This window comes from Streptomyces sp. NPDC002795 (assembly GCF_042888725.1).
Classification (GTDB): Bacteria; Actinomycetota; Actinomycetes; order Streptomycetales; family Streptomycetaceae; genus Streptomyces.
In genome coordinates, this window is sequence record NZ_JBIAQB010000009.1 from 58,002 (window position 1) to 81,807 (window position 23,806).

The 23,806-nt window shown below is 71.6% G+C and carries 19 protein-coding genes; 10 read left to right on the forward strand and 9 right to left on the reverse strand.

Annotated features, from left to right (window positions below; translation table 11 throughout):
- Positions 1 to 75: 75 nt before the first annotated feature.
- The 4 genes from ACFYWS_RS26510 (at position 76) to ACFYWS_RS26525 (ending at position 4,870) form a co-directional block, all read left to right on the forward strand.
- The gene (locus ACFYWS_RS26510) at positions 76 to 1,656 is read left to right on the forward strand and encodes an MFS transporter (protein ID WP_389280617.1); all 1,581 of its coding nucleotides are present in this window, start codon (positions 76 to 78) and stop codon (positions 1,654 to 1,656) included.
- 63 nt (positions 1,657 to 1,719) lie between these two features.
- Positions 1,720 to 2,382, forward strand: coding sequence for a TetR/AcrR family transcriptional regulator (locus ACFYWS_RS26515; RefSeq protein WP_389280618.1), 663 nt, complete (start codon positions 1,720 to 1,722; stop codon positions 2,380 to 2,382).
- A gap of 171 nt (positions 2,383 to 2,553) precedes the next feature.
- Positions 2,554 to 3,525 carry an endonuclease/exonuclease/phosphatase family protein gene (locus ACFYWS_RS26520; RefSeq protein WP_389280619.1) on the forward strand — a complete coding sequence of 324 codons (972 nt, stop codon included), beginning with the start codon at positions 2,554 to 2,556 and terminating at the stop codon, positions 3,523 to 3,525.
- A gap of 124 nt (positions 3,526 to 3,649) precedes the next feature.
- Positions 3,650 to 4,870: an MFS transporter gene (locus ACFYWS_RS26525; protein ID WP_389280620.1), complete on the forward strand. Its 1,221-nt coding sequence runs from the start codon at positions 3,650 to 3,652 to the stop codon at positions 4,868 to 4,870.
- A gap of 89 nt (positions 4,871 to 4,959) precedes the next feature.
- Here ACFYWS_RS26525 and ACFYWS_RS26530 read toward each other — a convergent pair whose 3' ends face one another.
- From ACFYWS_RS26530 to ACFYWS_RS26540, 3 genes are all read right to left on the reverse strand, one after another.
- Positions 4,960 to 6,552: a multicopper oxidase family protein gene (locus tag ACFYWS_RS26530; protein ID WP_389280621.1), complete on the reverse strand. Its 1,593-nt coding sequence runs from the start codon at positions 6,550 to 6,552 to the stop codon at positions 4,960 to 4,962.
- Positions 6,553 to 6,619: 67 nt separating this feature from the next.
- Positions 6,620 to 7,042, reverse strand: a complete 423-nt coding sequence (locus ACFYWS_RS26535) for a DUF6153 family protein (protein WP_389280622.1) — start codon at positions 7,040 to 7,042, stop codon at positions 6,620 to 6,622.
- 88 nt (positions 7,043 to 7,130) lie between these two features.
- Complete coding sequence (locus tag ACFYWS_RS26540) at positions 7,131 to 9,062, reverse strand: protease pro-enzyme activation domain-containing protein (protein ID WP_389280623.1); 1,932 nt, start codon at positions 9,060 to 9,062, stop codon at positions 7,131 to 7,133.
- Positions 9,063 to 9,463: 401 nt separating this feature from the next.
- Here ACFYWS_RS26540 and ACFYWS_RS26545 point away from each other — a divergent pair, with 401 nt between their 5' ends.
- The gene (locus ACFYWS_RS26545; protein WP_389280624.1) at positions 9,464 to 10,825 is read left to right on the forward strand and encodes a glutamine synthetase family protein; all 1,362 of its coding nucleotides are present in this window, start codon (positions 9,464 to 9,466) and stop codon (positions 10,823 to 10,825) included.
- A gap of 42 nt (positions 10,826 to 10,867) precedes the next feature.
- On the opposite strand, the gene ACFYWS_RS26550 is transcribed toward ACFYWS_RS26545, so the two are convergent.
- Both ACFYWS_RS26550 and ACFYWS_RS26555 read right to left on the reverse strand, forming a co-directional pair.
- The gene (locus tag ACFYWS_RS26550) at positions 10,868 to 11,284 is read right to left on the reverse strand and encodes a VOC family protein (RefSeq protein ID WP_389280625.1); all 417 of its coding nucleotides are present in this window, start codon (positions 11,282 to 11,284) and stop codon (positions 10,868 to 10,870) included.
- Positions 11,285 to 11,336: 52 nt separating this feature from the next.
- Positions 11,337 to 11,858 (reverse strand): pyridoxamine 5'-phosphate oxidase family protein, encoded by a 522-nt coding sequence (locus ACFYWS_RS26555; RefSeq protein ID WP_389280626.1) that lies wholly within the window; start codon positions 11,856 to 11,858, stop codon positions 11,337 to 11,339.
- A 131-nt stretch (positions 11,859 to 11,989) separates the two neighbouring features.
- On the opposite strand from ACFYWS_RS26555, the gene ACFYWS_RS26560 reads away from it, so the two are divergent.
- Positions 11,990 to 15,010: a bifunctional [glutamine synthetase] adenylyltransferase/[glutamine synthetase]-adenylyl-L-tyrosine phosphorylase gene (locus ACFYWS_RS26560; protein WP_389280627.1), complete on the forward strand. Its 3,021-nt coding sequence runs from the start codon at positions 11,990 to 11,992 to the stop codon at positions 15,008 to 15,010.
- 74 nt (positions 15,011 to 15,084) lie between these two features.
- On the opposite strand, the gene ACFYWS_RS26565 is transcribed toward ACFYWS_RS26560, so the two are convergent.
- Both ACFYWS_RS26565 and ACFYWS_RS26570 read right to left on the reverse strand, forming a co-directional pair.
- Entirely contained in the window at positions 15,085 to 15,288 is a 204-nt protein-coding gene (locus ACFYWS_RS26565; protein WP_389280628.1) for a hypothetical protein, read from the reverse strand.
- Positions 15,289 to 15,413: 125 nt separating this feature from the next.
- A complete protein-coding gene (locus ACFYWS_RS26570; protein WP_389280629.1) occupies positions 15,414 to 16,022 on the reverse strand; it encodes a TetR/AcrR family transcriptional regulator in 609 nt (202 codons plus the stop codon).
- A 139-nt stretch (positions 16,023 to 16,161) separates the two neighbouring features.
- Here ACFYWS_RS26570 and ACFYWS_RS26575 point away from each other — a divergent pair, with 139 nt between their 5' ends.
- Positions 16,162 to 17,607: an APC family permease gene (locus tag ACFYWS_RS26575; RefSeq protein WP_389280630.1), complete on the forward strand. Its 1,446-nt coding sequence runs from the start codon at positions 16,162 to 16,164 to the stop codon at positions 17,605 to 17,607.
- A gap of 220 nt (positions 17,608 to 17,827) precedes the next feature.
- The gene (locus ACFYWS_RS26580) at positions 17,828 to 19,402 is read left to right on the forward strand and encodes an amidohydrolase (RefSeq protein WP_389280631.1); all 1,575 of its coding nucleotides are present in this window, start codon (positions 17,828 to 17,830) and stop codon (positions 19,400 to 19,402) included.
- A gap of 41 nt (positions 19,403 to 19,443) precedes the next feature.
- Here the strand turns inward: ACFYWS_RS26580 and ACFYWS_RS26585 are convergent, their stop codons facing one another.
- Both ACFYWS_RS26585 and ACFYWS_RS26590 read right to left on the reverse strand, forming a co-directional pair.
- On the reverse strand, positions 19,444 to 20,280 hold the full coding sequence (locus tag ACFYWS_RS26585; RefSeq protein WP_389280632.1) for a phosphatase PAP2 family protein: 837 nt from the start codon (positions 20,278 to 20,280) through the stop codon (positions 19,444 to 19,446).
- A gap of 75 nt (positions 20,281 to 20,355) precedes the next feature.
- On the reverse strand, positions 20,356 to 21,402 hold the full coding sequence (locus tag ACFYWS_RS26590) for a LacI family DNA-binding transcriptional regulator (RefSeq protein ID WP_389280633.1): 1,047 nt from the start codon (positions 21,400 to 21,402) through the stop codon (positions 20,356 to 20,358).
- Between the two features lie 218 nt (positions 21,403 to 21,620).
- On the opposite strand from ACFYWS_RS26590, the gene ACFYWS_RS26595 reads away from it, so the two are divergent.
- Together ACFYWS_RS26595 and ACFYWS_RS26600 are read left to right on the forward strand one after the other, a co-directional pair.
- Positions 21,621 to 23,225 carry a SpoIIE family protein phosphatase gene (locus ACFYWS_RS26595; RefSeq protein ID WP_389280634.1) on the forward strand — a complete coding sequence of 535 codons (1,605 nt, stop codon included), beginning with the start codon at positions 21,621 to 21,623 and terminating at the stop codon, positions 23,223 to 23,225.
- A 115-nt stretch (positions 23,226 to 23,340) separates the two neighbouring features.
- Complete coding sequence (locus tag ACFYWS_RS26600; RefSeq protein ID WP_389280635.1) at positions 23,341 to 23,688, forward strand: 5-carboxymethyl-2-hydroxymuconate Delta-isomerase; 348 nt, start codon at positions 23,341 to 23,343, stop codon at positions 23,686 to 23,688.
- Positions 23,689 to 23,806: the final 118 nt, after the last annotated feature.

The window sequence follows — 23,806 nt, forward strand, 5'->3', positions numbered from 1 at the left end:
AAGCCTCGGCAAGGCTTTCCCCGGGACTTTCAATACGAGACGGTCCCGTATCGAAATGGGTCTAGGGTCGTCCGCATGACCACTCCCGAGTCCGTGCACCGCCGTCGATGGGTGATCCTCGGCGTGCTCATGCTGAGCCTGCTGATCGTCGTCCTCGACAACTCGATCCTGAACGTCGCGATCAAGACGATCTCGACCCCCGAGCCCGTAGGCATCGGCGCCTCGCAGAGCGAGCTCGAGTGGGCCATCAACGCCTACACGCTCGTCTTCGCGGGCCTGCTGTTCACGGCCGGACTGCTCGGCGACCGGATCGGGCGCAAGAAGGTCCTCATCGGCGGCCTCGTCGTCTTCGGCATCGGCTCGGCGCTCGCCGCGGAGTCCGGCACGCCGGTCCAGCTCATCGCGTTCCGCGCGGTGATGGGCCTCGGCGCCGCCTTCGTCATGCCGGCCACGCTCGCCGTCCTGATGAACGTCTTCGAGCGGGACGAGCAGCCGAAGGCCATCGGCATCTGGGCCGGCGGCGTGGGGCTCGCCATCGCGATCGGGCCGATCACCGGAGGACTGCTCCTCGACCACTTCTGGTGGGGCTCGGTCTTCCTCGTGAACGTGCCGATCGTGATCGTCGCCATCGTCCTGATGCTCGCGCTCGTCCCCGACTCCAAGGACCCGAAGCCCGGCAGGATCGACCTCGTCGGCGTCGCGCTGTCCATCGTCGGCCTCGTGCTGCTGGTCTACGGGATCATCAAGGGCGGCGACGAGGGCGACTTCACCGACGCCAAGGTGCTCGCCACCATCGCCGCCGGCCTCGTCTTCCTGGTCGCCTTCGTGCTGTACGAGAAGCGCAGCGACCACCCGTCGTTCGACATCAACTACTTCAAGGACAAGGTGTTCTCGGCCGCCATGGCCGGCATCGCGCTCGTCTTCTTCGCGATGATGGGCGTCACGTTCTTCGCGTCCTTCTACATCCAGAGTGTGCGCGGCTACTCGCCGTTGCAGACCGGCGCGTTCCTGCTGCCGCTCGCCGCCGCCCAGCTGATCTTCGCGCCGCGTGCCCGGCTCGTCGTCGACAGGCTCGGCGTGCGCACCACGACGACCGGGGGACTCGTGCTGCTCGCGGTCACGCTCGCCGCGTTCACCCTGCTCGACCAGGACAGCCCGATGTGGGTCATGGAGATCATCTTCTTCTTGATGGGCACGGGCATGGCCCACGTCATGACGCCGACCAGCGTCGTCATCATGCAGTCGCTGCCGCGCGAGAAGGCGGGTTCGGCCTCCGCGCTCAGCAATACGTTCCGTCAGGTCGGCGGCGCGCTCGGCATCGCCGTGCTCGGCTCGGTGCTGTCCACGGCGTACAAGAACGGGCTCGAAAACAACACGGACCAGCTGCTGCCGCTGCCCGCCGGGCTCCGGGACGCCGCGGGCGCGTCCATCGAGGCCACGCTCGGCGTCGCCGAGAAGCTCGGGCCGCGGGGCGAGGCGCTGGTCGGGGCGGCGCACGAGTCCTTCGTGCACGCCATGCACATCACCGCGCTGTGCGGTGCGGGCGTCGCCGTGCTCAGTGCCGTCGTCACCGGCCTGTTCCTGCCGCGCAAGCCCAAGGACCCGCCGGCCGAGCACAGCGGCGAGGCGTCGGAGAAGGTCGGCGCGGGCCACTGACCTGCTGGTTGAGACAATGCGCCGGGTCGTGGCACAAGAGCAGCAGGCGAAGGGCGGAGCGCGGTGGACGCGGGCACGGAACGGGCCGAGCGGCAGACGCGGCGGCGGACGGCCTCCGGGTCCCCGGCACCTGCCGCCCCCGCGCGCGGCCGCCCACGTAGCGAGGCCGTCGAGCAGGCGATCATCGAGGGCGTCATCGAACTCCTTGAGCAGGGCGTGCCGCTCACCGAGCTGTCCATCGAGCGGATCGCCCGCACCGCCGGCGTCGGCAAGGCCACCATCTACCGGCGCTGGAGCGGCAAGGAGGCGCTCTTCGTCGACGTCGTCGCCTCCATCGAGGAACCCGACCCGGCCGATCTGCCCGGCACCTCGATGCGTGACGATCTCGTCCGGCTCCTGGAGCACATGCGCAGGCGCGGCCTCAGCATGCGCACCTCCGCGCTGCTGCACAACGTCCTCGCGCAGATGAAGACCCTGCCCAGGCTCTGGGACGCGTACCAGGAACTCGTCGTGGACCCCCGGCGGCGCGTGACGCACGACGTGGTGCGGCGCGGGGTCGCCGAAGGGGAGCTGCCGGCCGGCACGGACGTCGAGTTCGCCGCGGATCTGTTCACCGGGCCGATGCTGCTGCGCACCGTGATGCGGTCCGACGCGCCGCTGGCGGAGGACCTGGCCGAGCGGATCGTCGATACGGTGCTCGCGGGGCTGCGGTCGGCCGGTTCCTGAATGTGTGCAGGTTTCGTCACAGCCCCGCTTCCGCGACGGTCGTACGGAACTCAGGGCCCCGCCGCGTACGTCCTCGTGACGTACAGACGTGACGGAACGGAAAGTCGCTGCTCATCGCCTACTGTTCTGGGCGAGGGCAGTGGGCACGGCAGGCAGTGAGGCGACGAGGGCATGGCGCAGGCGTACAACGGTGGCGGGGGCAACGGGTCCGGGGGCGGCCGCGGTTACTGGCGGCGCGGCATCGTCCTCGCGGTGCTCGCGATCCTGCTCGCGCTCGTCATGGTGCTGCACGCGCAGATCCCCAACACCGTCGGCAACCTCGGCTCCCTGACCGAGACGTTCCTGCCGTGGCTGGGCGTCTTCATTCCGGTGCTGCTGGTCCTGGGCCTCGTACGGAGGTCGGCGACCGCGGTGATCGCGGTGCTGGCCCCGGCGATCGTCTGGTTCAACCTCTTCGGCGGGCTGCTCACCGACAAGACGGACAGCGGCGGCGACCTGACCGTCGTCACGCACAACGTCAACGCGGAGAACTCCGACCCAGCCGCCACCGCGAAGGCCGTCGCCGCGTCCGGCGCACAGGTCATCGCCCTGGAAGAGGTGACGGCGCAGGCGCTGCCGACGTACCGCGAGACGCTCGCGAAGGCCTACCCGTACCACGCGGTCAAGGGCACGGTCGGGCTGTGGAGCAAGTACCCGCTCTCCGACACCCGGCCCGTCGACATCAAGCTGGGCTGGACGCGTGCGCTGCGCACGACCGCCGCGACGCCCCAGGGCAAGGTCGCGGTGTACGTCGCCCATCTGCCGTCGGTGCGCGTGAAGCTCGACTCCGGGTTCACCGCCAGCCAGCGCGACAAGAGCGCGGACGCGCTCGGCGAGGCGATCGCCGACGAGCCGCTGGGCAAGGTCGTCCTGCTCGGCGACCTGAACGGCACGATGAACGACCGCGCCCTGAACGGCGTCACCGCGCAGATGCGCTCCACGCAGGGCGCGGCGGGCAGCGGTTTCGGGTTCAGCTGGCCGGCCGCGTTCCCGATGGCGCGCATCGACCAGATCATGGTCAAGGGTGTGGAGCCGGTCACGTCGTGGACGCTGCCGCGGACCGGGAGCGACCATCTGCCGATCGCGGCGCGGGTCGACGTGTGACGTCCAGCGGTCCATCGCTCGTCACGCCGCTTTAACCTCACGGAATAGTCGATGGGCGAGGCTTTGTTCCGTACGTAAACTTACGTATTTCGTACCTACGCCGTCGCTACCCGAAAGTTCCTTCATGCCCCTCGCCCTGCTCGCGCTCGCCGTGGGCGCCTTCGGCATCGGCACGACCGAGTTCGTCATCATGGGCCTGCTGCCCAACGTCGCCGACGACCTGCACATATCGATCCCGGCCGCCGGACACCTCGTCTCCGCGTACGCGATCGGTGTGGTCATCGGCGCGCCGCTGCTCGCCGCGGTCACCGCGCGGATGCCGCGCCGCCGCGTCCTCATCGGCCTGATGGCGCTGTTCGTCGTCGGCAACGCGGTCTCCGCGGCGGCCCCCGACTACCACTCGCTCATGCTCGCCCGCTTCGTCAGCGGGCTGCCGCACGGAGCGTTCTTCGGCGTCGGCGCGGTGGTGGCGACGTCCCTCGTCGCGCCGGAGCGCAAGGCCCGCTCGGTCTCGCTCATGTTCCTCGGCCTGACCATCGCCAACGTCGTCGGCGTGCCCGCCGCGACCGCGATGGGGCAGCAGCTGGGCTGGCGCGCCACGTTCCTCGCGGTCAGCGCGATCGGGCTCGTCGCGATCGCGGCGCTGCTCGCGCTGGTCCCCGCGGACCACGGCCACGGTGCGTCCGCCGCCGGTCTGCGCGGAGAACTGCGCGCCCTGAAGTCCCTCCCGGTCTGGCTCGCGCTCGGTACGACCGTCGCCGGCTTCGGTGCGCTCTTCGCGGCGTACAGCTACATCACGCCGATGCTCACGGACGCGGCGGGCTACGCGGACGCGTCCGTGACGCTGCTGCTCGCGCTCTTCGGCGTCGGCGCCACGATCGGCAACCTCATGGGCGGCCGCCTCGCGGACCACTCCCTGCGCCGCACGCTCTTCGGCGGCCTGATCTCGCTCGTCGTGGTCCTGTCCCTCTTCCCGCTCCTGATGCGTACGGAGTGGAGTGCGGCGCTCGCGGTCTTCCTCCTCGGCATGGCGGCGTTCACGACGGGTTCCCCGCTCCAGCTGATCGTGATGGAGAAGGCCTCCGCGGCCCCCTCCCTCGCCTCGTCCGCGAACCAGGCCGCCTTCAACCTGGCGAACGCCGGCGGCGCCTGGATCGGCGGCCTCGCGCTCGCCGCGGGCTTCGGGGTGACGTCCCCGGCGCTCACGGGCGCGGCCCTCGCGGTTCTCGGCGTGGGCGTCGCGGTCGTCGCGTACGCGGTGGACCGGGGGCGGGGTACGGCGGCGCCGGGGCGGTTGGTGGCCTCGCATGTTCCGGAGCCGGACGAGGCTTCCGTGCGTGGCTGACAGAGCGCTCGCCACCCTCGCGACGTCAAGGACAAGCACGAGCCCGCTCCGTGCGGGGCGCCGCCCCCGGCACCCCGCACGGACCGACGTCAGTCCCGGTACCCCAGGACCGTCATCATGCCCGCCTCCGAGTGGTACACGTTGTGGCAGTGGACCATCCACAGGCCCGGGTTGTCCGCGGCGAAGTCGACCGTGAGCGTCGCGTTCGGGAGGACGATCGCCGTGTCCTTGCGTGGGCCGCCGGCGACGTTCGCCAGGGAGAACGTGTGGCCGTGCAGGTGGACCGGGTGCCACATCGACGTCGAGTTGGCGAACACCAGGCGGACCCGCTCACCCGCGCGCACCGGATAACGCTCGTCCGGGTCGTACGGCTTCTTGTTGAACGCCCAGTCGTACTTGGCCATCCCGCCGGTCAGTTGGAGCCTGATCGTGCGGTCCGGCTTGCGGGAGGGCAGTGCCACGGAGTCGTCCGCGCGGAGCTTGTCCGCGGTGAGGAGGCGGCCGGTCAGCTCCTCGGGGCGTACGGAAGCGGCCGGCGCCGCACCCGGGCCCGTCCGCAGCACCGCCATCCCCGACGCCTTCTTGCCCTCCGCGAGCGCCGTCAGCGGGAACACCCCGTCGCCCGCCGTGACCAGCACGTCGTACCGCTCGCCCATCCCGAGCAGCAACGCGTCCGTCTTCGCGCGGCGCACCGGGAAGCCGTCCGTGTGCGTCACCGTCATCTCGTGGCCGCCGAGCGCGACGCGGAACGCCGTGTCGCCGCCGGCGTTGATGAACCGGATCCGGATGCGGTCGCCGGGGCGGGCCTTGAAGGATGAAGGGGCCTGCGGGGTCCGGCCGTTGACCAGATAGTGCGGGTACTTCACGTCACCCGCGTCGCCGCCGAGCAGGTCGCTCTTCGCGCCCATCATCATCCGCGAGGGGCTGTCCCCGTCGGTCGACGACGTCATCGACATGTTGTTCATGCCCGGCATGTCGTGGCCCGAGTGGCCGCCCCCGTGGTCCATCCCCGCGCGGAGCTCCTTGAGCACCGCGTCCGGCGTCGAACCGTCCACCCCGTCGACCCAGTCGTCGAGGACGACCACCCACTCCTTGTCGTAGGAGAGCGGCTCCTTCGGGTCCTCCACGATCAGCGGTGCGTACAGTCCGCGGTCCTGCTGTGTGCCGGAGTGCGGGTGGAACCAGTACGTGCCGGGGTGCGAGACCTTGAAGCGGTACGTGAAGTCGGCGCCCGGCGCGACGGGCTTCTGCGTCAGGCCCGGTACGCCGTCCATGTCGTTGCGCAGCGCGAGGCCGTGCCAGTGCATCGACGTGGGCTCGGGGAGGTGGTTGGCGAGGGTGAGGTCGAGCGTGTCGCCGGCCGTGACCCTGACCTCCTTGCCGGGCAGATCGCCGCCGTACGACCAGGACTTGACGGTGCGGTCGCCCAGGTCGAGCCGGGTCGCGGCGGCCGTGAGCCGGACCTCTCGGACCCGCCCTTCGGAGCCGCGCCTCTTCTCGGCGGCGGCGACCTCCTTGCCCGCCGGGTCGACGTAGCCGCCGGACGCGGATCCGGCCGAGCCGTGGCCGCCGTGGCCCGACGACGCATCGGAGCAGGCCGCCAGGGCGCCCGTCCCGGCCACGGCGATCGCCGCGCCGAGCAGAGTGCGTCGGGTGGGGGTGCGCGGAGTGTTTTCGCGCATGCGTGTGTACCTCGCTGTCGATAGAGGTGATCAAGGTGAATTCAGGCGTGCGAAAGCGGGCGCAGGCCTAAATACGCAGTACCGACAGCTGGGACAGAAGGGTTCGGGGCGGGGGAGGGTTCGGGCGCTGGGCGAGGGTCAGGCCGCGGGCGCGCGGCCCCGGCGCCACCGCCACGAGCAGCGGGCGCAGCACCGCCGCCGTCAGCAACAGCAGCGTGAACGAGGCGAGCACCGCGAGGCACACGTTCAGCGGGTCCATGCCGCCGTGACCGGGGGAGTCGGGGTGGTGCTCGTGAACGGTGATGGCGGCGTGCGCCGTGTCGTGGGCCGCCGCCGTCATCGTCGAGACGGGCGCCGACATCGACTCGCCGTGCCCGGCGTCGTGCCCCGACGGGTGCCCCAGCGTGTGCATCCCCACGATGCCGAAGAGCAGCGCGGCGAACAGCAGCGACCGCTGCCACCGCCCGGTGCCGCTCCGCTTCCTCGCCATGCCCCGAACCCTACCCCTGCCGGGTATGGCCCCGACCCCGAGCCCCGGCGGCGGGTGAGCGCCCACCCGCCGCCGGGGCGTCCACTGGTCAGCGGCGGTACGAGCGCACGTAACCCGGAGCCGGCGAGCCGACCCCCGTCACGTCGTCGTAGCCCCTGACGGCCTTGAGGGAGGCGTCCTTGCCGAGGCTGCGCACCGACGTGAGCAGGCCCTCCGACGCGTCGTAGCTGTTGGCGTAGTCGACGCGGACCACGGCGAGGTCCTTGCCCGTCGGCCTGTCCACCACGTCGTGGTACTTCGCCGAACCGTACCGGTCGTAGATCGCCGGGTTCGCGAAGCCGAGCGGCTTGCCGCCGCCCGTCTGCTGCGCGAGCGCCTGCACACCGGCGACCACCGGCGCGGCGAGCGAGGTGCCGCCGATGCGGTACTCGTCGTAGCCGAGCGAGCCGTCGGGCAGGGTCTGCGTCTGGCCCACCAGGAAGCCGGTGTTCGGGTCGGCGATGGCGGAGATGTCCGGCACGACGCGGTTGGCGCCACCGTTCGCCTTCGCCAGCGCGTCCGGCACGACGCCCTTCTGGTAGCCGGGCTGTGCGACGGTCTTGCTGGTGCCGCCGCCCGCGCCGGAGGTGTACGCGCCGGGGAAATCGGTCCAACTCTTGCTGTCCGCAGCCAAGTTGGACTTCAGCGTGCCCCAGCCGGTCTCCCACTGGTAGGTGTCGCCCTTGCCGACGGCGAGCGAGGTGCCGCCGACCGCCGTCACCCACGCCGAGTTGGCGGGCGTGTCGACCTGCTTCGTACCCGTCGACGCGACGTTGTCGCCGTTGTCGCCGGACGAGAAGTAGAAGCCGATGCCCTCGACGGCGCCCAGCTGGAACACCTGGTCGTACGCGGTGGCCAGTTCGGGTGTCTGGTTGGCCTCGATGTCGCCCCAGGAGTTGGAGACGATGTCGGCGAGGTGATCGTCGACGACCTTGCCGAGCGAGTCGAGGAGGTCGTCGTCGTAGCAGGAGGCCGCGCCCACGTACGTGATGTCGGCGGCCGGGGCCATCGCGTGCACGGCCTCGACGTCGAGGGTCTCCTCGCCGTACCAGCCGGCCGCGTCGCATTCCTTGGTCTTCGTGTACGTCTTCGGCAGCACCTGCTTCAACTGCCTTGTGCTGTACGCCGCGTCACCGTGCTTCTTCGCGTACGTCGCCGCGTCCTTGGCGATGGTCGGCGAGGCGTACGCGTCGGTGATCGCGACCTTCACGCCCTTGCCGGTCGCCCTGCCCGCCCCGTACGCGGCACGCAGCTGCTTGCCGGTGTAGCCCTTCGGGGCGTACGGGACCTTGGTGCCGTACGCGTCCGGGAGCGTGCTCGCGATCCTGGAGCCGTAGTACGTGGAGGACGGGCCCGCGTTGCGGAACACGGCGCTCGGCGGCGGCAGTTGGTCCTGCTTCGTCGCCTTGTGGGGGGCGCTGTCCAGGCCGGTCACCGTGAGTACGGCGCCGTCGAGGGAGGCGGGCACGGAGGCGGCGCCGGACGGGGCGCGGTAGGTGTGGCCGCCCTTGGTGTAGTCGTGCAGCTGTGTGCCGAAGGCCTTCTCGGTGGCGGCCACGTCGCCCGACACGGAGAGGTAGTGCGCGGTGGATCCGGTCACGGTCAGGCCTGCGGACTTCAGCCAGGCCGTGACCTCGGCTATCTGCCCCTTCGTCGCCCCGAAGCGGCCGCGCGCCTCCGTGGCGCTCAGATACTTCTGGTACCGCCCGGACGACGGGTCGGACACGGCCTGTGCGTACGCCGCGAGGCCCTTGGCGTCCCGGCCGGCGAGGTAGACGCGCGCGGTGACCTTTCCGCCGTCCGCCGTGCCGCCCTTGTCGGCGGCGCCGGTGGCCCACAACGGCTTGGTGCCGGAGAGCGTGTCGCGGCTCGCGTCGGCGTGGGCGGGCGAGGCGAGGGCGAGGGCGCCGGCGAGCAGCGGAAGGGTGGCCGCGATGCTCAGGGCTGCCCGGGTGCGGCGTGAGCCGCGGTTGGATCTCATGTGGAACCCCCTGGATAGAGGTGCTGGAGATGCTGAGGCATGTGTAATGCACACGCAGAATGGGGCCACTCTTGCCAACAACCGTTCACGCGGGGGAAATGGGACGATCAAGAAGGCGTCAAGTCGGCTCAACTCCGGTCGGGATAGGTCGATTTGGGGGCATCGGGGACCGGCTCGCCGCCCACTCCGCAGTGCCGCTGCCGACTGTCCGGCGGTGGGGCCGGAAGGTGAGCACTATGACCCTGAGGCGTTCGGCAGGCACTATGAACACATCACCGGCCGATCAGTGACGATCAAGGTCGGCAACGCGCCGGAAACCGGCGTGTGGTGGGATGTGACCAGGCCCTCTGGGCGGCGTGGGAGCAGTAGGCCTGACCAGCAAGGATGGGTGGAAGCGAAAGATGGACAAGCAGCAGGAGTTCGTGCTCCGCACCCTGGAGGAGCGCGACATCCGGTTCGTACGTCTGTGGTTCACGGACGTGCTGGGCTTCCTCAAGTCGGTGGCCGTGGCCCCGGCCGAGCTGGAACAGGCGTTCGATGAGGGGATCGGCTTCGACGGCTCCGCGATCGAGGGCTTCGCCCGCGTCTACGAGTCCGACATGATCGCCAAGCCGGACCCCGGCACCTTCCAGGTCCTGCCGTGGCGCGCGGAGGCCCCCGGCACGGCGCGCATGTTCTGCGACATCCTGATGCCCGACGGCTCGCCGTCCTTCGCCGACCCGCGCTACGTCCTGAAGCGGGCCCTGGCCAAGACCTCCGACCTCGGCTTCACCTTCTACACCCACCCCGAGATCGAGTTCTTCCTGCTCAAGGACAAGCCGCTGGACGGCACCCGCCCGGTGCCCGCCGACACCTCCGGCTACTTCGACCACACCCCGCAGAACGTGGGCATGGACTTCCGCCGCCAGGCGATCACGATGCTCGAGTCGATGGGCATCTCGGTCGAGTTCAGCCACCACGAGGGCGCGCCGGGCCAGCAGGAGATCGACCTCCGCTACGCCGACGCGCTCTCCACGGCGGACAACATCATGACGTTCCGCCTGGTCATGAAGCAGGTGGCGCTGGAGCAGGGCGTCCAGGCCACCTTCATGCCGAAGCCGTTCTCGGAACACCCGGGCAGCGGAATGCACACGCACCTGTCCCTCTTCGAGGGCGACCGGAACGCGTTCTACGAGTCGGGCGCCGAGTACCAGCTCTCCAAGGTCGGCCGCTCCTTCATCGCGGGCCTGCTGAAGCACGCCGCCGAGATCTCCGCGGTCACCAACCAGTGGGTCAACTCCTACAAGCGCATCTGGGGCGGCTCGGAGCGCACGGCGGGCGCGGGCGGCGAGGCCCCGTCCTACATCTGCTGGGGCCACAACAACCGCTCGGCCCTCATCCGCGTCCCGATGTACAAGCCCGGCAAGACGGGCTCGGCCCGCGTCGAGGTCCGCTCCATCGACTCGGGCGCCAACCCGTACCTCACGTACGCGGTCCTCCTCGCGGCCGGCCTCAAGGGCGTCGAAGAGGGCTACGAACTCCCTCCGGGCGCCGACGACGACGTCTGGGCCCTCTCCGACGCGGAACGCCGCGCGATGGGCATCGAGCCGCTCCCGCAGAACCTCGGCGAGGCGATCGCCCTGATGGAACGCTCGGAACTGGTCGCGGAAACGCTCGGCGAGCACGTCTACGACTTCTTCCTGCGCAACAAGAAGCAGGAGTGGGAGGAGTACCGCTCGGAGGTCACGGCGTTCGAGCTGAGGAAGAACCTGCCGGTGCTGTAGCGACCGGTGAGGGGCGCGCACTGGTGTGGCGCGCCCCTTCGGTCACAACGTGTCCCGCAGCGGCACAGCGGAGCGCTTGCGGTATTCCTGGATCGCCCAGCCGTTGCCGTCCGGGTCCGTGAAGTGCATGAACGTGCCGCCGTCGTCGGGGGCGTACTGGATGGGTTCCGAGACGTCCAGGCCGCGGGCGCGGAGCTCCTCGTGGGCCGCCTTGATGTCGGCGACGCAGAGTTGCAGGCCGTGGTACGTGCCGGGGGCCGCCGTGCCCGTCGGGCTCGGGAGGCCGGAGGCGAGGGCGATCGAGCAGCCGGATCCCGGTGGCGTGAGCTGGACGACGCGGGCGCCCGGCATCACCTCGGTATCGATGTCGCAGTGAAAGCCGACCTTGTCGACGTAGAAGGTCTTGGCCCGGTCGATGTCCGAGACCGGGACGGTGATTACTTCCAGGGTCATGTCCATGGAGGTAAAGGTAGGGGCGAATTGTCGGTTCCGGCCTGTCGGCGCCGTGCGGTCACCCGAAGTGCCAGCGCGTCTGTGTGAACTCCTCGCCCTTGCCGAAGCCGAAGACCGTGCGCGGCGCGACCGCGTAGACCAGGGACGGGCCCTCCTGGCCCTGGAACGCGCCGTCGGCGCGGACCTCGAAGTGCCAGGCCGGGCCGTACTTCTCCTCCCAGGCCTTGGCGAGCGTGTGCAGGCGTGCCGCGTCCGTGACGCGTTCCGCCCGGCCCTCCACCACCACGTCGAAGCCCGCCGCCCAGGTGTTCGTGCCGGTGGTGAGGACGACCTCCGGGTTCTCCGCGAGGTTGAGCGACTTGCGTTCGCGCGCGCCGGAGGTGAAGTGCAGGGCCCCGTCCTGCCAGACGGCGAGGAGCGGTGTGACATGGGGGCGGCCGTCGGGGCGCACCGTGGAGACCCAGAACAGTTCGGCGCCGGTCAGCAGCCGTTCGGCCGCCGCCCACGAGGTGGGACCGGCGCCCGGGGAGCTGTAGCGCGGGTCGATCGATGTGTGCGGGGTGTCGCTGTCGTGTGGCATCGCGGTGGTTCCTTTCCGCGTACGAGGCCTCTCGCTCACGGGTAGTGACTCCGCGGGCCGACACAACTCATCGGTGCGGCCCGCGGCGCAGTAGGCTCAAGTCCACCGTTGATCGAACAGGAGGCCGGGCGATGATGTCGGTGCCGCACGAAGGGGGACGGTGGACGGGCGGCCGCAGGAGCAGCACCTTCACCCGGCTGCTGCGACTCGGCTTCACCGATCCGTCCACCGCCGAGCGACTGCTCGACGCCCCCGCCCTGTCCACCGTGCGCTCCGACCCGCTGCTCCTGGACGCGTTCGCCACCGCCGCCGACCCGGATCTGGCGCTGCTCGGACTCGTCAGGCTGGTCGAGGCGCAGGAGGACGAGACGGCGCGGCGCGAGCTGCTCGACACGCTCGTCGCGGCGAAGCCGCTGCGCGACCGGCTGCTCGGCGTGCTCGGCTCCTCCGAGGCGCTCGCCGACCACCTGGCCCGGCACTCCAAGGACTGGCGGGCCCTGGTCACGTACGAGTCGGGCGATCTGCACCCCGGCGTGGAGGAGTTCGAGCAGGGGCTCGCCGACGCCACCGACCCGGACGCGCTGCGCGTCGCCTACCGGCGCTGCCTGCTGTCCATCGCCGCCCGCGACGTGTGCGGAACGACCGACATCACCGAGACCGCGGCCGAACTCGCCGACCTGGCGACGGCGACGCTGCGCGCGGCCCTCGCCATCGCCCGCACGGAGTCTCCCGCCGACGCCTCGCTGTGCCGGCTCTCCGTGATCGCGATGGGCAAGTGCGGTGGCCATGAGCTGAATTACGTGTCCGACGTCGACGTCATCTTCGTCGGGGAGCCCGCCGACGGGTCCGCCGACGAGGGCAAGGCGATCCAGGCCGCCACCCGGCTCGCCTCGCACATGATGCGGATCTGCTCCGACACCACCGTCGAGGGCACCATCTGGCCCGTCGACGCCAACCTGCGGCCCGAGGGGCGCAACGGCCCGCTCGTGCGCACCCTCTCCTCGCACCTCGCCTACTACCAGCGCTGGGCCAAGACCTGGGAGTTCCAGGCGCTGCTCAAGGCCCGCCCGGTCGCGGGCGACCTGGACCTCGGCGAGGAGTACGTCGCGGCCGTGTCGCCGATGGTGTGGCAGGTGTCCGAGCGGGAGAACTTCGTGCCCGACGTGCAGAAGATGCGCAAGCGGGTCGTGGCGAACATTCCGCTGGGCGAGAAGGACCGCGAGCTGAAGCTCGGGCCCGGTGGCCTGCGCGACGTCGAATTCGCCGTGCAGCTGCTGCAGTTGGTGCACGGACGCGCGGACGCCGCGCTGCGCAGCGGGACGACCCTGAACGCGCTCGCCGCGCTCGCCGACCGCGGCTACGTGGGCCGGGTCGACGCCGTGCAGCTCGACGACGCCTACCGGTTCCTGCGCACGCTCGAACACCGCATCCAGCTCTACAAGTTGCGGCGCACCCACCTGGTGCCCGAGGGCGATGCCGACCTGCGCCGCATCGGCCGCTCGATGGGCATGCGCACGGAACCCATCACGGACCTCAAGCGGGCCTGGCGGCGGCACACGTCCGTCGTCCGCCGGCTGCACGAGAAGCTGTTCTACCGGCCGCTGCTCGACGCCGTCGCCGGGCTCGGCCCCGGCGAGGCCAGGCTGCGCGCCGACGCGGCCCGCGAGCGCCTCGTCGCGCTCGGCTACGCCGACCCGAGCGCCGCGATGCGCCACCTGGAGGCGCTGGCCTCCGGGGTCAGCCGCAAGGCCGCCATCCAGCGGACGCTGCTCCCGGTGCTGCTCGGCTGGTTCGCGGACTCCGCCGACCCGGACGCGGGGCTCCTCAACTTCCGCAAGGTGTCGGACGCGTTGGGCAAGACGCCCTGGTATCTGCGGCTGCTGCGCGACGAGGGCGCGGCCGCCGAGAACCTGGCGCGGATCCTGTCCGCGGGGCGCCTCGCCCCCGACCTCCTGATGCGCGCCCCCGAATCGGTGGCGCTGCTCGGCGACGAGCGGGGCCTGGAGCCGCGCGGGCGCGCCCAGTTGGAGCAGGAGGCGCTCGCCGCGGTGCGGCGCTCGGAGGGCGGGGCGCAGGCGGTCACGTCGGCGCGCGCGGTACGCCGCCGCGAGCTGCTGCGCACGGCGGCCGCCGACATCATCGCCTCGTACGGCACCGAGGACACGCCCGCCGTCGCCGACCAGGGCGCTCTGGTGGACCAAGTGGGCGCCGCCGTATCGGACTTGACGGCCGCCACGCTCGCCGGGACGCTGCGCGCCGTGGTCCGTGACGGCTGGGGCGACACCCTGCCCACCCGCTTCGCCGTCATCGCCATGGGCCGCTTCGGCGGGCACGAGCTGAGCTACGGATCCGACGCCGACGTGCTGTTCGTGCACGAGCCCCGCGAGGGCGTCGACGACCACGAGGCCGCGCAGGCCGCCAACAAGGTCGTCTCCGAGATGCGCCGTCTCCTCGCCCTGCCGAGCGCCGACCCGCCGCTGCTCATCGACGCGGACCTGCGTCCCGAGGGCAAGTCGGGCCCGCTGGTGCGCACGCTCAAGTCCTACGAGGCGTACTACCGTCGCTGGTCCCTGGTCTGGGAGTCGCAGGCACTGCTGCGGGCCCAACCCGTCGCGGGCGACGAGGAGTTGAGCCGCGCCTTCATCGATCTGATCGACCCGCTGCGCTACCCCGTCGAAGGCCTCGGCGACGATGCCGTACTGGAGATCCGCCGCCTCAAGGCCCGCATGGAGTCGGAGCGGATGCCGCGCGGCTCCGACCCCACGCTCCACACGAAGCTGGGCCGCGGGGGTCTCTCCGACGTCGAATGGACGGTGCAGCTGCTCCAGCTGAGGCACGGCTGGGCGGAGCCGGGCCTGCGCACCCCCCACACCCGCGAGGCCCTCGCCGCCGCGTGCGCCGCCGAGCTGATCCCCGCAGAGGAGGCGGCGATCCTCGACGAGGCGTGGGTGCTTGCCGCGCGTGTGCGCAACGCGGTGATGCTGGTGCGCGGCAGGCCCGGTGACACGTTCCCGTCGGACGGGCGTGAACTCGGCGCCGTGGGCCGGTACTTGGGGTACGACCCGGGTCACGTGGGGGACATGCTGGACGACTACCGGCGCACTACGCGGCGCGCGCGGGCCGTGATGGAGGAGCGGTTCTACGGCGGGTGAGCAGATCAAGCCCCGCCGGCGATTGAGGCGCGGGGTCCGGGGCGGAGCCCCGTGGCGTGGGGTCGGCGCCGGTGTCAGGCGATCTTCACCGAGTGGGTCGCCGACAGCCACGGCAATCCCGAAGGTCCTCGGTGGGCACGCGCCGTCGCCGCGGCCGTCCGCTCGTCGTCGGGGGCGTGCTTGCGCTGGAGTGCGCCGAAGGGGTGGGACTCGTCGCCCGGAGCCGCCACCTTCGCGTCTGCCGTGCCCTTGCGTACCGTTGCCGTGGCCGTTGCCATGAAACCGGCCCTCCGTCCGTACCGTCGAGGTCTGGACCTTCGACGATCCCCTGGGGCGGGCCCTGGCGGCAGATGCCATCGGTCGTGAGCACGCGGGACGAAGGTCCCGGCGCCCTACGCGGGCCCTACGCGTCGAGCAGCACCTGGCAGCGCGCGACGAACCCGGTGAGGGCCAGCTCGAACGCCGCGTCCGTGCGGCCCTCGGGTCCCGCGCCCAGGGCCCGTTCGAGCAGCGGGGTCACGCCCTCCTCCGTCGGCTCCCACATGGTGTCGGGCGCCGCCATGTCGAGCGCCGAGCCGAGCACCATGTTGTCCAGGGCGATGATCACCGGCATCACGTCCGGCAGCGCGAACCCGGCGTCGAGCAGCAGCGCCACCCCCAGCTCGTACTGCGCGAGGACCCGGGGTGCCCGCACCGGGTGGGTCGTCAGGAGCGGGATGGCCTTGGGGTGCGCGGCGAACGCGGCGCGGTAGGAGCGGGCCCACCCGGCGATCGCCTCGTCCCACGGGAGGCCCGAGGTGAGCGGCGTCTCGTCGATCGCGGAGCAGATCCGCTCGCGCAGCAGCTCCACGATGCCGTCGCGACCCTCCACGTGGTGGTAGAGCGAGCCCGTCTGCACGCCCAGCCTGCGCGCCACCTGCGGGACGCTGAACTCGCCGTTCTCGTCGACGATGTGGAGCGCCGCCGTCGTGATCCGCTCCCGGTCCAGGAGGGGTGTGCGCGGCCGCCCCATCGAGGTTCCTCCTTCGTGACTCCACAAAACCGGGTCTTCCCGTATGCCCAACGGGAGGCTACATTGCGGAAACCAAAAGCCTTTAGATTAATGCGCCCGTCCACAATGCGGGCCGTCCGCCAGAGGGGCTTCCTGCCGCATGCCCGTGACCTCCCCGAAGACGAAGACCGCACCGCCGAGCCCGCCGACCGGCCTGCGCACCGGCACCCTCGGCACCTCCGACATCGCGTTCTTCGTGATCTCCGCCGCCGCTCCGCTCACCGTCATGGCGGGCGTCGCGCCCATCGCCATCTCCCTCGGCGGCGTCGGAGCGCCCGCCGGATACCTGCTCGCCGGCATCACGCTCGCCGTCTTCGCCGTCGGCTTCACCGCCATGAGCCGCCACGTCACCGGCGGCGGCGCCTTCTACTCGTACATCGCGCAGGGCCTCGGCAAACCGGCCGGAATCGGGGCGGCGCTGCTCGCGATGGTCGGCTACAACGGCATGGAGATCGGCGTCTACGGACTCCTCGGCTCCGCCACCCAGGACACCGTCCACTCCCTGTTCGGCGCGGACGTCCCCTGGCTGCCGGTCTCCCTCGTCGGCCTCGCCCTGATCTGGTACGGCGGCTTCCGCTCGATCGACTTCGGCGCCAAGCTGCTCGGCGTCCTGCTGGTCGCGGAGACGGGCATCCTGATCCTGCTCGCGGGCGGGGTGCTCCTCAAGGGCGGCGCGCACGGCCTGTCCCTGGCCTCCTTCGCACCCGGCAACGTCCTCGTGCCCGGCACGGCCGCCGTCCTCGCCTTCGCGTTCGCCGCGTTCACCGGCTTCGAGTCGACCGTCATCTACCGGCGCGAGGCCCGCGACCCGGACCGCACCGTGCCCCGCGCCACGTACATCGCGGTCGCCTTCCTCGGCCTCTTCTACGCCTTCACCGTCTGGATCGCCATCCAGTCCTTCGGCGACGCGGCCGTCGTGAAGGCCGCGGGTGACGACCCGGCGAACCTCTTCTTCACCGCGATCACCACCTTCGTCGGCGGCTGGGCGGCCGACCTGATGCACGTCTTCATCGTCACCAGCGTCATCGCCTCGCTCCTCGCCTTCCACAACGCGATCAATCGGTACGCCCTCGCCCTCGCCGACGAGGGCGTCCTGCCGCGCGCCGTCGCCCGCATCCACCCCAAGCACCGCTCCCCGTACGTCGCCGGGCTCGCGCAGACGGTTCTCGGCGCGGTCGTCGTGCTCGGGTTCTGGGCGGCCGGGGCGGACCCGTACGACCAGCTGCTGCTGTGGGTCAACACCCCGGGAATGCTGGGCCTGATGGCCCTCCAGCTCCTCGCGGCGCTCTCCGTCCCGTTCTTCTTCCGGCGGATCACGCACCAGGAGGGTGTGCTGCGGACGGTCGTCGCGCCGGTCGCGGCGACGGTTCTCCTGGCCGTCGCGATCGGCCTGGTGGCCACGCACATCGACCTCTTCACGGGTGCGTCTCCCCTGGTCAACTGGGTTCTGCTGGCGGTTGCGCCCGCGGTCTTCGTGCTGGGCCTCGCCTTGGCGTGGCGCCTACGGCGGTCCCGCCCGGAGGTGTACGCACGGTTCGGCCAGTGACGGGGTCGCGCCCACGGGGCTCCGCCCCGGACCCCGCGCCTCAATCGCCGGCGGGGCTGGAAAGATCGGGGCCCCGCCCCTGGACCCCGCTGCTCAATCGCCGCAGGGGCTTGATATGCCCGGCCTCGCTTGTGATCAGGGGCGCGGGGAACTGCGCGAACCCGGCCACAGACAGAACCGCACCCGTCGACGCGAATCTCGAAACGGAGTCACCCGCACCATGCCATCCGCCGACCTCCTCCTCACCAGCACCCACATCCGCACACTCGACCCGGCCCAGCCGGAGGCAACCGCCCTGGCCGTGGCCGGAGGCCGCATCGTCGCCGTCGGTGACACCGACGACCTCGTACGAGACTGGCAGGGCCCCCGCACCGAACGGATCGACCTCGCCGGCGCCCACGTTCTCCCCGGCCTCGTCGACTCGCACAGCCACCCCGTCTGGGGCCTGGAGATGGCGACCGGTGTCGATCTCAGCGGAGTGACCGACCTGGAAGGACTCCGGGGCGCCCTGCGCACAGCGGACCGGCTCGGCGGGTGGGTCGTCGGGTGGGGGCTCGACCACAACGCCTTCGAGGGGCGGCCCATCCACCGCGAGCTCATCGAGGACGTGCTCGGCGGCGCACCCGCCTTCCTGCGGCTGTACGACGGCCACTCCGCGCTGGTCAGCGGCGCCGCCCTGGACGCCGCGAGGATCACGGGACCGCGCTCCTTCGACCAGCGGGCCGAGGTCGTCTGCGACGGCGAGGGGCGGCCCACCGGGTACCTCGTCGAGCACGCCGCCATGGACCTGGTCTACGAGGTCGCGCCCCGGGCCTCGGACCAGGACCGCCGCACCGGACTCGTCGAGCTGCTGAGCACCATGGCCGCCACCGGTCTCACCGGAGCCCACGTCATGGACGGCTCAGGGCTCGACCTGCTCGCCGCCGTGGAGGAGGACGCCGATCTGCCGATGCGGCTCACCGTCTCGCCCTGGTGCATGCCGGGAGTGGACCGGGCAGGGCTCGACGAGCTGGTCGCGCTCCAGAAGCTCGGCGGACGCCGCTGGCGGGTCGGCGGCGTCAAGTTCTTCATGGACGGCACCGTCGAGGGCGGCACCGCCTGGCTGGAGCACGCCGACTGCCACGGGCAGGGCACCGACGCCTTCTGGCCGGACCCGGCCGCGTACAGCGAAGCCGTGCGTCATCTGCACGCGGCCGGTGTGCGCACCGCGACGCACGCCATCGGCGACGCCGCCGTCAGGCACGCCCTCGACACCATCGAGGCGCTCGGAACCAGTGGGCGCAACGCGCACCGGATCGAGCACATCGAGTCCGTGCCCGACGACACGATCCCGCGGTTCGCCGCGCTCGGCGTCGCCGCGTCGATGCAGCCGCCGCACACCGCGTACACGAAGCACGACCACAGCGACGAGTGGTCCAAGCGGCTCGGCGACGCGCGCGCCGCCCGCGCCTGGCGCACCCGTGACCTGCGGGACGCGGGCGCCGTGCTCGCGCTCGGCTCCGACTGGCCGATCGCCCACTACGACGCCCGCAAGGTGCTCGCCATGGCGCGGGTGCCGGAGGGCGCGGCCGGGCCCGCACAGGGGCTCACCGGCCTCGAAGCGCTGGAGGGCGTCACCTCGCACGCGGCGCTCGCCGCGGGACAGGCGGCGGAAGGCGGCCGGATCGCGGTCGGCCTGCGCGCGGACCTCACCGTGCTCGGCCTCGACCCGGTCACGGCCCCCGTGGCCGAGGTCGCCGAGGCCCCCGTCGTCCTCACCGTGACGGACGGCCGGATCACGCACCGCGGCGAGTGACGGCGAAAGAGGCGGCGCCCGCCGGGCGCCGCCCCTTTCGCTCACACCTTCGCGGGCATCAGTGGTGGCGTCACCAGACGCGGCAGCGCGTACGGCAGCGCCCCGTACCAGACCCGCGCCACCGCGAAGCCGAACGCCAGGCACAGCGTGCCGCCCACCGCGTCCAGCCAGAAGTGGTTCGCGGTCGCCACGATGACCACCAGGGTCAGCGCCGGATACAGGAGCCCGAGGACCCGCACCCACGGCACCGAGGCGAGCGCGAAGATCGTCATGCCGCACCACAGCGACCAGCCGATGTGCATCGACGGCATCGCCGCGTACTGGTTCGACATGTTCTTCAGGTTGCCCGAGGCCATCGAGCCCCAGGTCTGGTGCACCGCGACGGTGTCGATGAAGCCGCTGCCGGTCATCAGGCGCGGTGGCGCCAGCGGATAGAAGTAGTAACCGACGAGGGCGACCGCCGTCGTCGCGAACAGCGCGAGACGGGTCGCCGCGTAGCGGCCGGGATGGCGGCGGAACAGCCACACCAGCACGCTCAACGTGATGACGAAGTGCAGTGTCGCGTAGTAGTAGTTCATGCTCACGATGAGCCAACTCACCGAATTCGCAGCATGGTTGACTGCCTGCTCGACGGCGATACCGAGACTGTGCTCAGCCTGCCAGATCCAGTCGGCATTGCGCAGCGCCTGCGCCTTCTGCTCCGGGACCGCGTTGCGGATCAGGGAGTACGTGTAGTAACTCACCGCGATCAGCAGGATCTCGAACCAGAGGCGCGGGCGCCGCGGCGCCCGAAGGCGACGCCCGACGCGGTCTTCCGCGATGGGTGAGGGTGCGGCCCCTTTTCGGCCTTCACGTGTCGTCACGGTCATTTCACCCATAGGCACAGAGTCTGCCAGATCACGGCCCCACGACCGATCATCCCTCGGGCGGGTCATGGGCGCACCCGCTACGCCCTACGGACGAGGCCGAACCCCTACGGATACCGCTGCTGACGCGGCAGTCGACCCCCGCACCACGAGCTCCGGCATGAACACGAATTCGCTCGGCGGCGCGGGCGTGCCGCCGACCTCCTCAAGGAGCGTGTGCACCGCCGCCTGACCCATCGCGTGCACCGGCTTGCGGATCGTGGTCAGTGGCGGATCGGTGAAGGCGATCAGCGGAGAGTCGTCGAAACCGACCACGGAGACGTCCTCCGGCACGTCCATGCCGCGCTCGCGCACCGCTCTGATCGCGCCGAGCGCCATCATGTCGCTCGCGCAGACCACCGCGGTGCAGCCCCGGTCGAGCAGCGCGGAGGTCGCGGCCTGCCCGCCCTCCAAGGTGTAGAGGGAGTGCTGGACGAGGTCGTGCTCGATCTCGTCTCCCGGCAGGCCGAGCCGCTCCGCCAGCGTGCGTACGAAGCCCTCGATCTTTCGCTGTACGGGGACGAAGCGGCGCGGCCCTACCGCCAGGCCGATCCGGGTGTGGCCGAGCGAGAGCAGATGCGTCACCGCGAGCCGGGACGCGGCCCGGTCGTCCGGAGAGATGAAGGGCGCCGCGACCGCCGGCGCGTACCCGTCGACGAGCACGAAGGGGACGCCCTGGCCGCGGAGGCGTTCGTAGCGCTGCGTGTCGGCGGTGGTGTCGGCGTGCAGCCCGGAGACGTAGATGATGCCGCTGACATCGCGGTCGACGAGCATCTCCGTGAGCTCGTCCTCGGTGGAGCCGCCGGGGGTCTGGGTGGCCAGGACCGGGGTGTAACCCTGCCTGGTCAGGGCCTGCACCACGACCTGGGCGAGCGCCGGGAAGATCGGGTTCTCGAGCTCCGGGGTGATCAGGCCGACAAGCCCCGCGCTGCGCTGCCTGAGGCGCACGGGGCGCTCGTAGCCGAGCACGTCGAGGGCGGCGAGGACGGACTGGCGGGTGGCCGCGGCGACCCCCGCCTTCCCATTGAGCACGCGGCTGACGGTCGCTTCGCTGACCCCCGCTTGGCTTGCGATGTCGGCAAGGCGTGCGGTCACGGGACGCGACCTTACCCGTCACCCGCCGCATTGCCCACCGAACGGGAAGTACCGGGCGGGAAGTACCGGGCGGGTAAGCCGGGTTGGGCCGCCACCACCCGGAACGGTGAACCGGTCGAAGGGCAGGCCACTGCACGGGTGTCCGGCGGTACTTTGGTGCGGCGAGCCGAGGGGGCCCGCGCCGCTCCGTTTCACCGAGGGGCCTTCTCGTGGAAGCCATGGTTCAGAGGTCCGGGACCGACGTCGGATGCACCGTCCTGGTGGTCGACGACAGCGCCGCCAGCCGGTATGCCCTCGGCGCCGTCCTGAGCCGGGCGGGACATGTCGTCGTCCCGGTCGGCTCCGCGGGCGAGGCCCTCGTCGAGCTCGACGTGCGGCTGCGCTCGGGGGCGCTGCCCGATGTGGCGCTCGTGGACGTGGGGCTTCCCGACCTCAGCGGGTTCGAACTGTGCCGCAGGGTCAAGGCGCTGCCCTCACTCGCCGGGATCCCCGTCGTGCACTTCTCCGCCCGCCCCTCCGTGCCCGCCGACCGCTGCCGGGCGCTCGACGCGGGCGGCGAGGCCTATCTGACGGTGCCCGCCGAACCGGAGGAGATCCGCGCCGTGGTCCGCGCCGCCCTGCGCGGGGCCCGCGAACTCACCGACAGCCAGGCTCAGTTCGACCACCTCACCCTGCTGTCCCGGGCCGTCGTCGACGTGCAGGGCGCCCGGGACCTCGCCGAACTCGCCCGGGTGGCGGCCGCCGCGACGGCCCGGCTCACCGGGGGCGCCGCCGCCGTCTTCATCCTCGGCGACCACGGCGCGGTGCACACGGGCCTGTCCGGGAGAGCGGCGCCCGCGGCGCCGGACGCCGCCGCGCGCGAGCGGGCCGTCGAGCTGGTGCGGCAGATCAGCTGCGGGCCCGGCGGCGTGCGCACCACGCTGCGGCCCGGGGCCGCGTGGCCGCAGGCGTACTTCGGGCCCGGCGGCGCCCGGCTCACCCTCTCCCGCACCCGCGACGGCCGGCTCCCCGTGTGCCTGGCCACACCCGACTTCGCCGACCCGGACGGCAGGACGGCGCCGCTCGTCGCCCAGCTCGCCCGCGCGACCGCGCTCGCCGCGGAACCCCTCGTCCTGTACGAGCAGGAACGTCATGTCGCCCACACGCTGCAACACAGCTTCCTGCCCTCCGTGTTGCCCGCCTTCACCGGCGTGGACGTCGACTTCCGCTACGAGCCCGCCTCCCAGGAGGTCGAGATGGGCGGCGACTTCTACGCGGCGCTGCCCACCCCCGAGGGCGTACTCGTCGGCGTCGGCGACGTCGTGGGGCACTCGCTCGACGCGGCCACGGTGATGGTCGAGCTCCGGCACGCGCTGCGCGCCTACTGCCTGGAGGACCCGCGCCCCGCCCACCTGGTGACCCGCCTCGACCGGCTGCTCCAGCACTACCACCCGCAGCTGACCGCCACGCTGTGCCTGGCCCTCGTCGACCCCGCGACGGGCCGTACGCGGGTGGCCAACGCGGGGCACATCCCGCCGCTGATCGTGCCGGTCGGCGGCGCGGCCCGGTACGCGAGGGCGGCGGGGCCGCTGCTCGGGCTCGGCCTGCCGCATCCCGAACCCACCGTGCTGGACCTCGCGCCCGGTGCCCGCCTCCTCATGGTCACCGACGGGCTCGTCGAGACCCGCGGCATCGATCTGGCCGTGTCCTTGGAGGAGCTGCGCCGCGCCGCCGCGGGGGCGCCTGCCGCGCCCGGTGAGCTGTGCGACGCGCTTCTCGCGCGGTTCGGTCGTGACCGGGCCGATGACATCGCGCTGCTGGCGTTGCGGCGCGCTCCGCGGTGACCGGGTGCCCGGGTGTCCGCTGTACGGGATGTGATTGTGCGGTCGGGCGTTGCCGGGTGAAGGTTGGCGCCGACACGCGTGCGTGCGCACGCATTACGACACCTCGGAGGGCCCCATGCCGCAGATCACCGTCGACCACTCCGCGGACCTCGACGACCGCCTCGACCGGGCCGGGCTCGCGGGGGCCGTGCACCAGGCGGCCGTCGACATCGTGGCCGCGCGCGTTCCCGCGTGCAAGACGCGGTTCCGTGAGGTCGGGACCACGGTGGTGGGGGACGGGGCCGGGTCCCTCGTGCACGTGGAGATCGCGTTGCTCGCGGGGCGTACCGAGGAGGCGAAGACGGCGCTTGCCGAGGCGGTCCTGGCGGTGCTGCCGGCTCACGTCAAGGAGCCGGCTGGTGTGCATTTCTCTGCCGAGGTACGGGACTTGGCCCCGACGTACCGCTCCGCGGTCGGCGCCTGACCGGTCGGCCGCCCCCACGCCACGGGGCTCTGCCCCGGACCCCGCGCCTCAATCGCCGGCGGGGCTTGAAAGGTCGGTCGCTGTGCCTTGCTTGTCGGCGGGGTTTGAAGGATCGGCG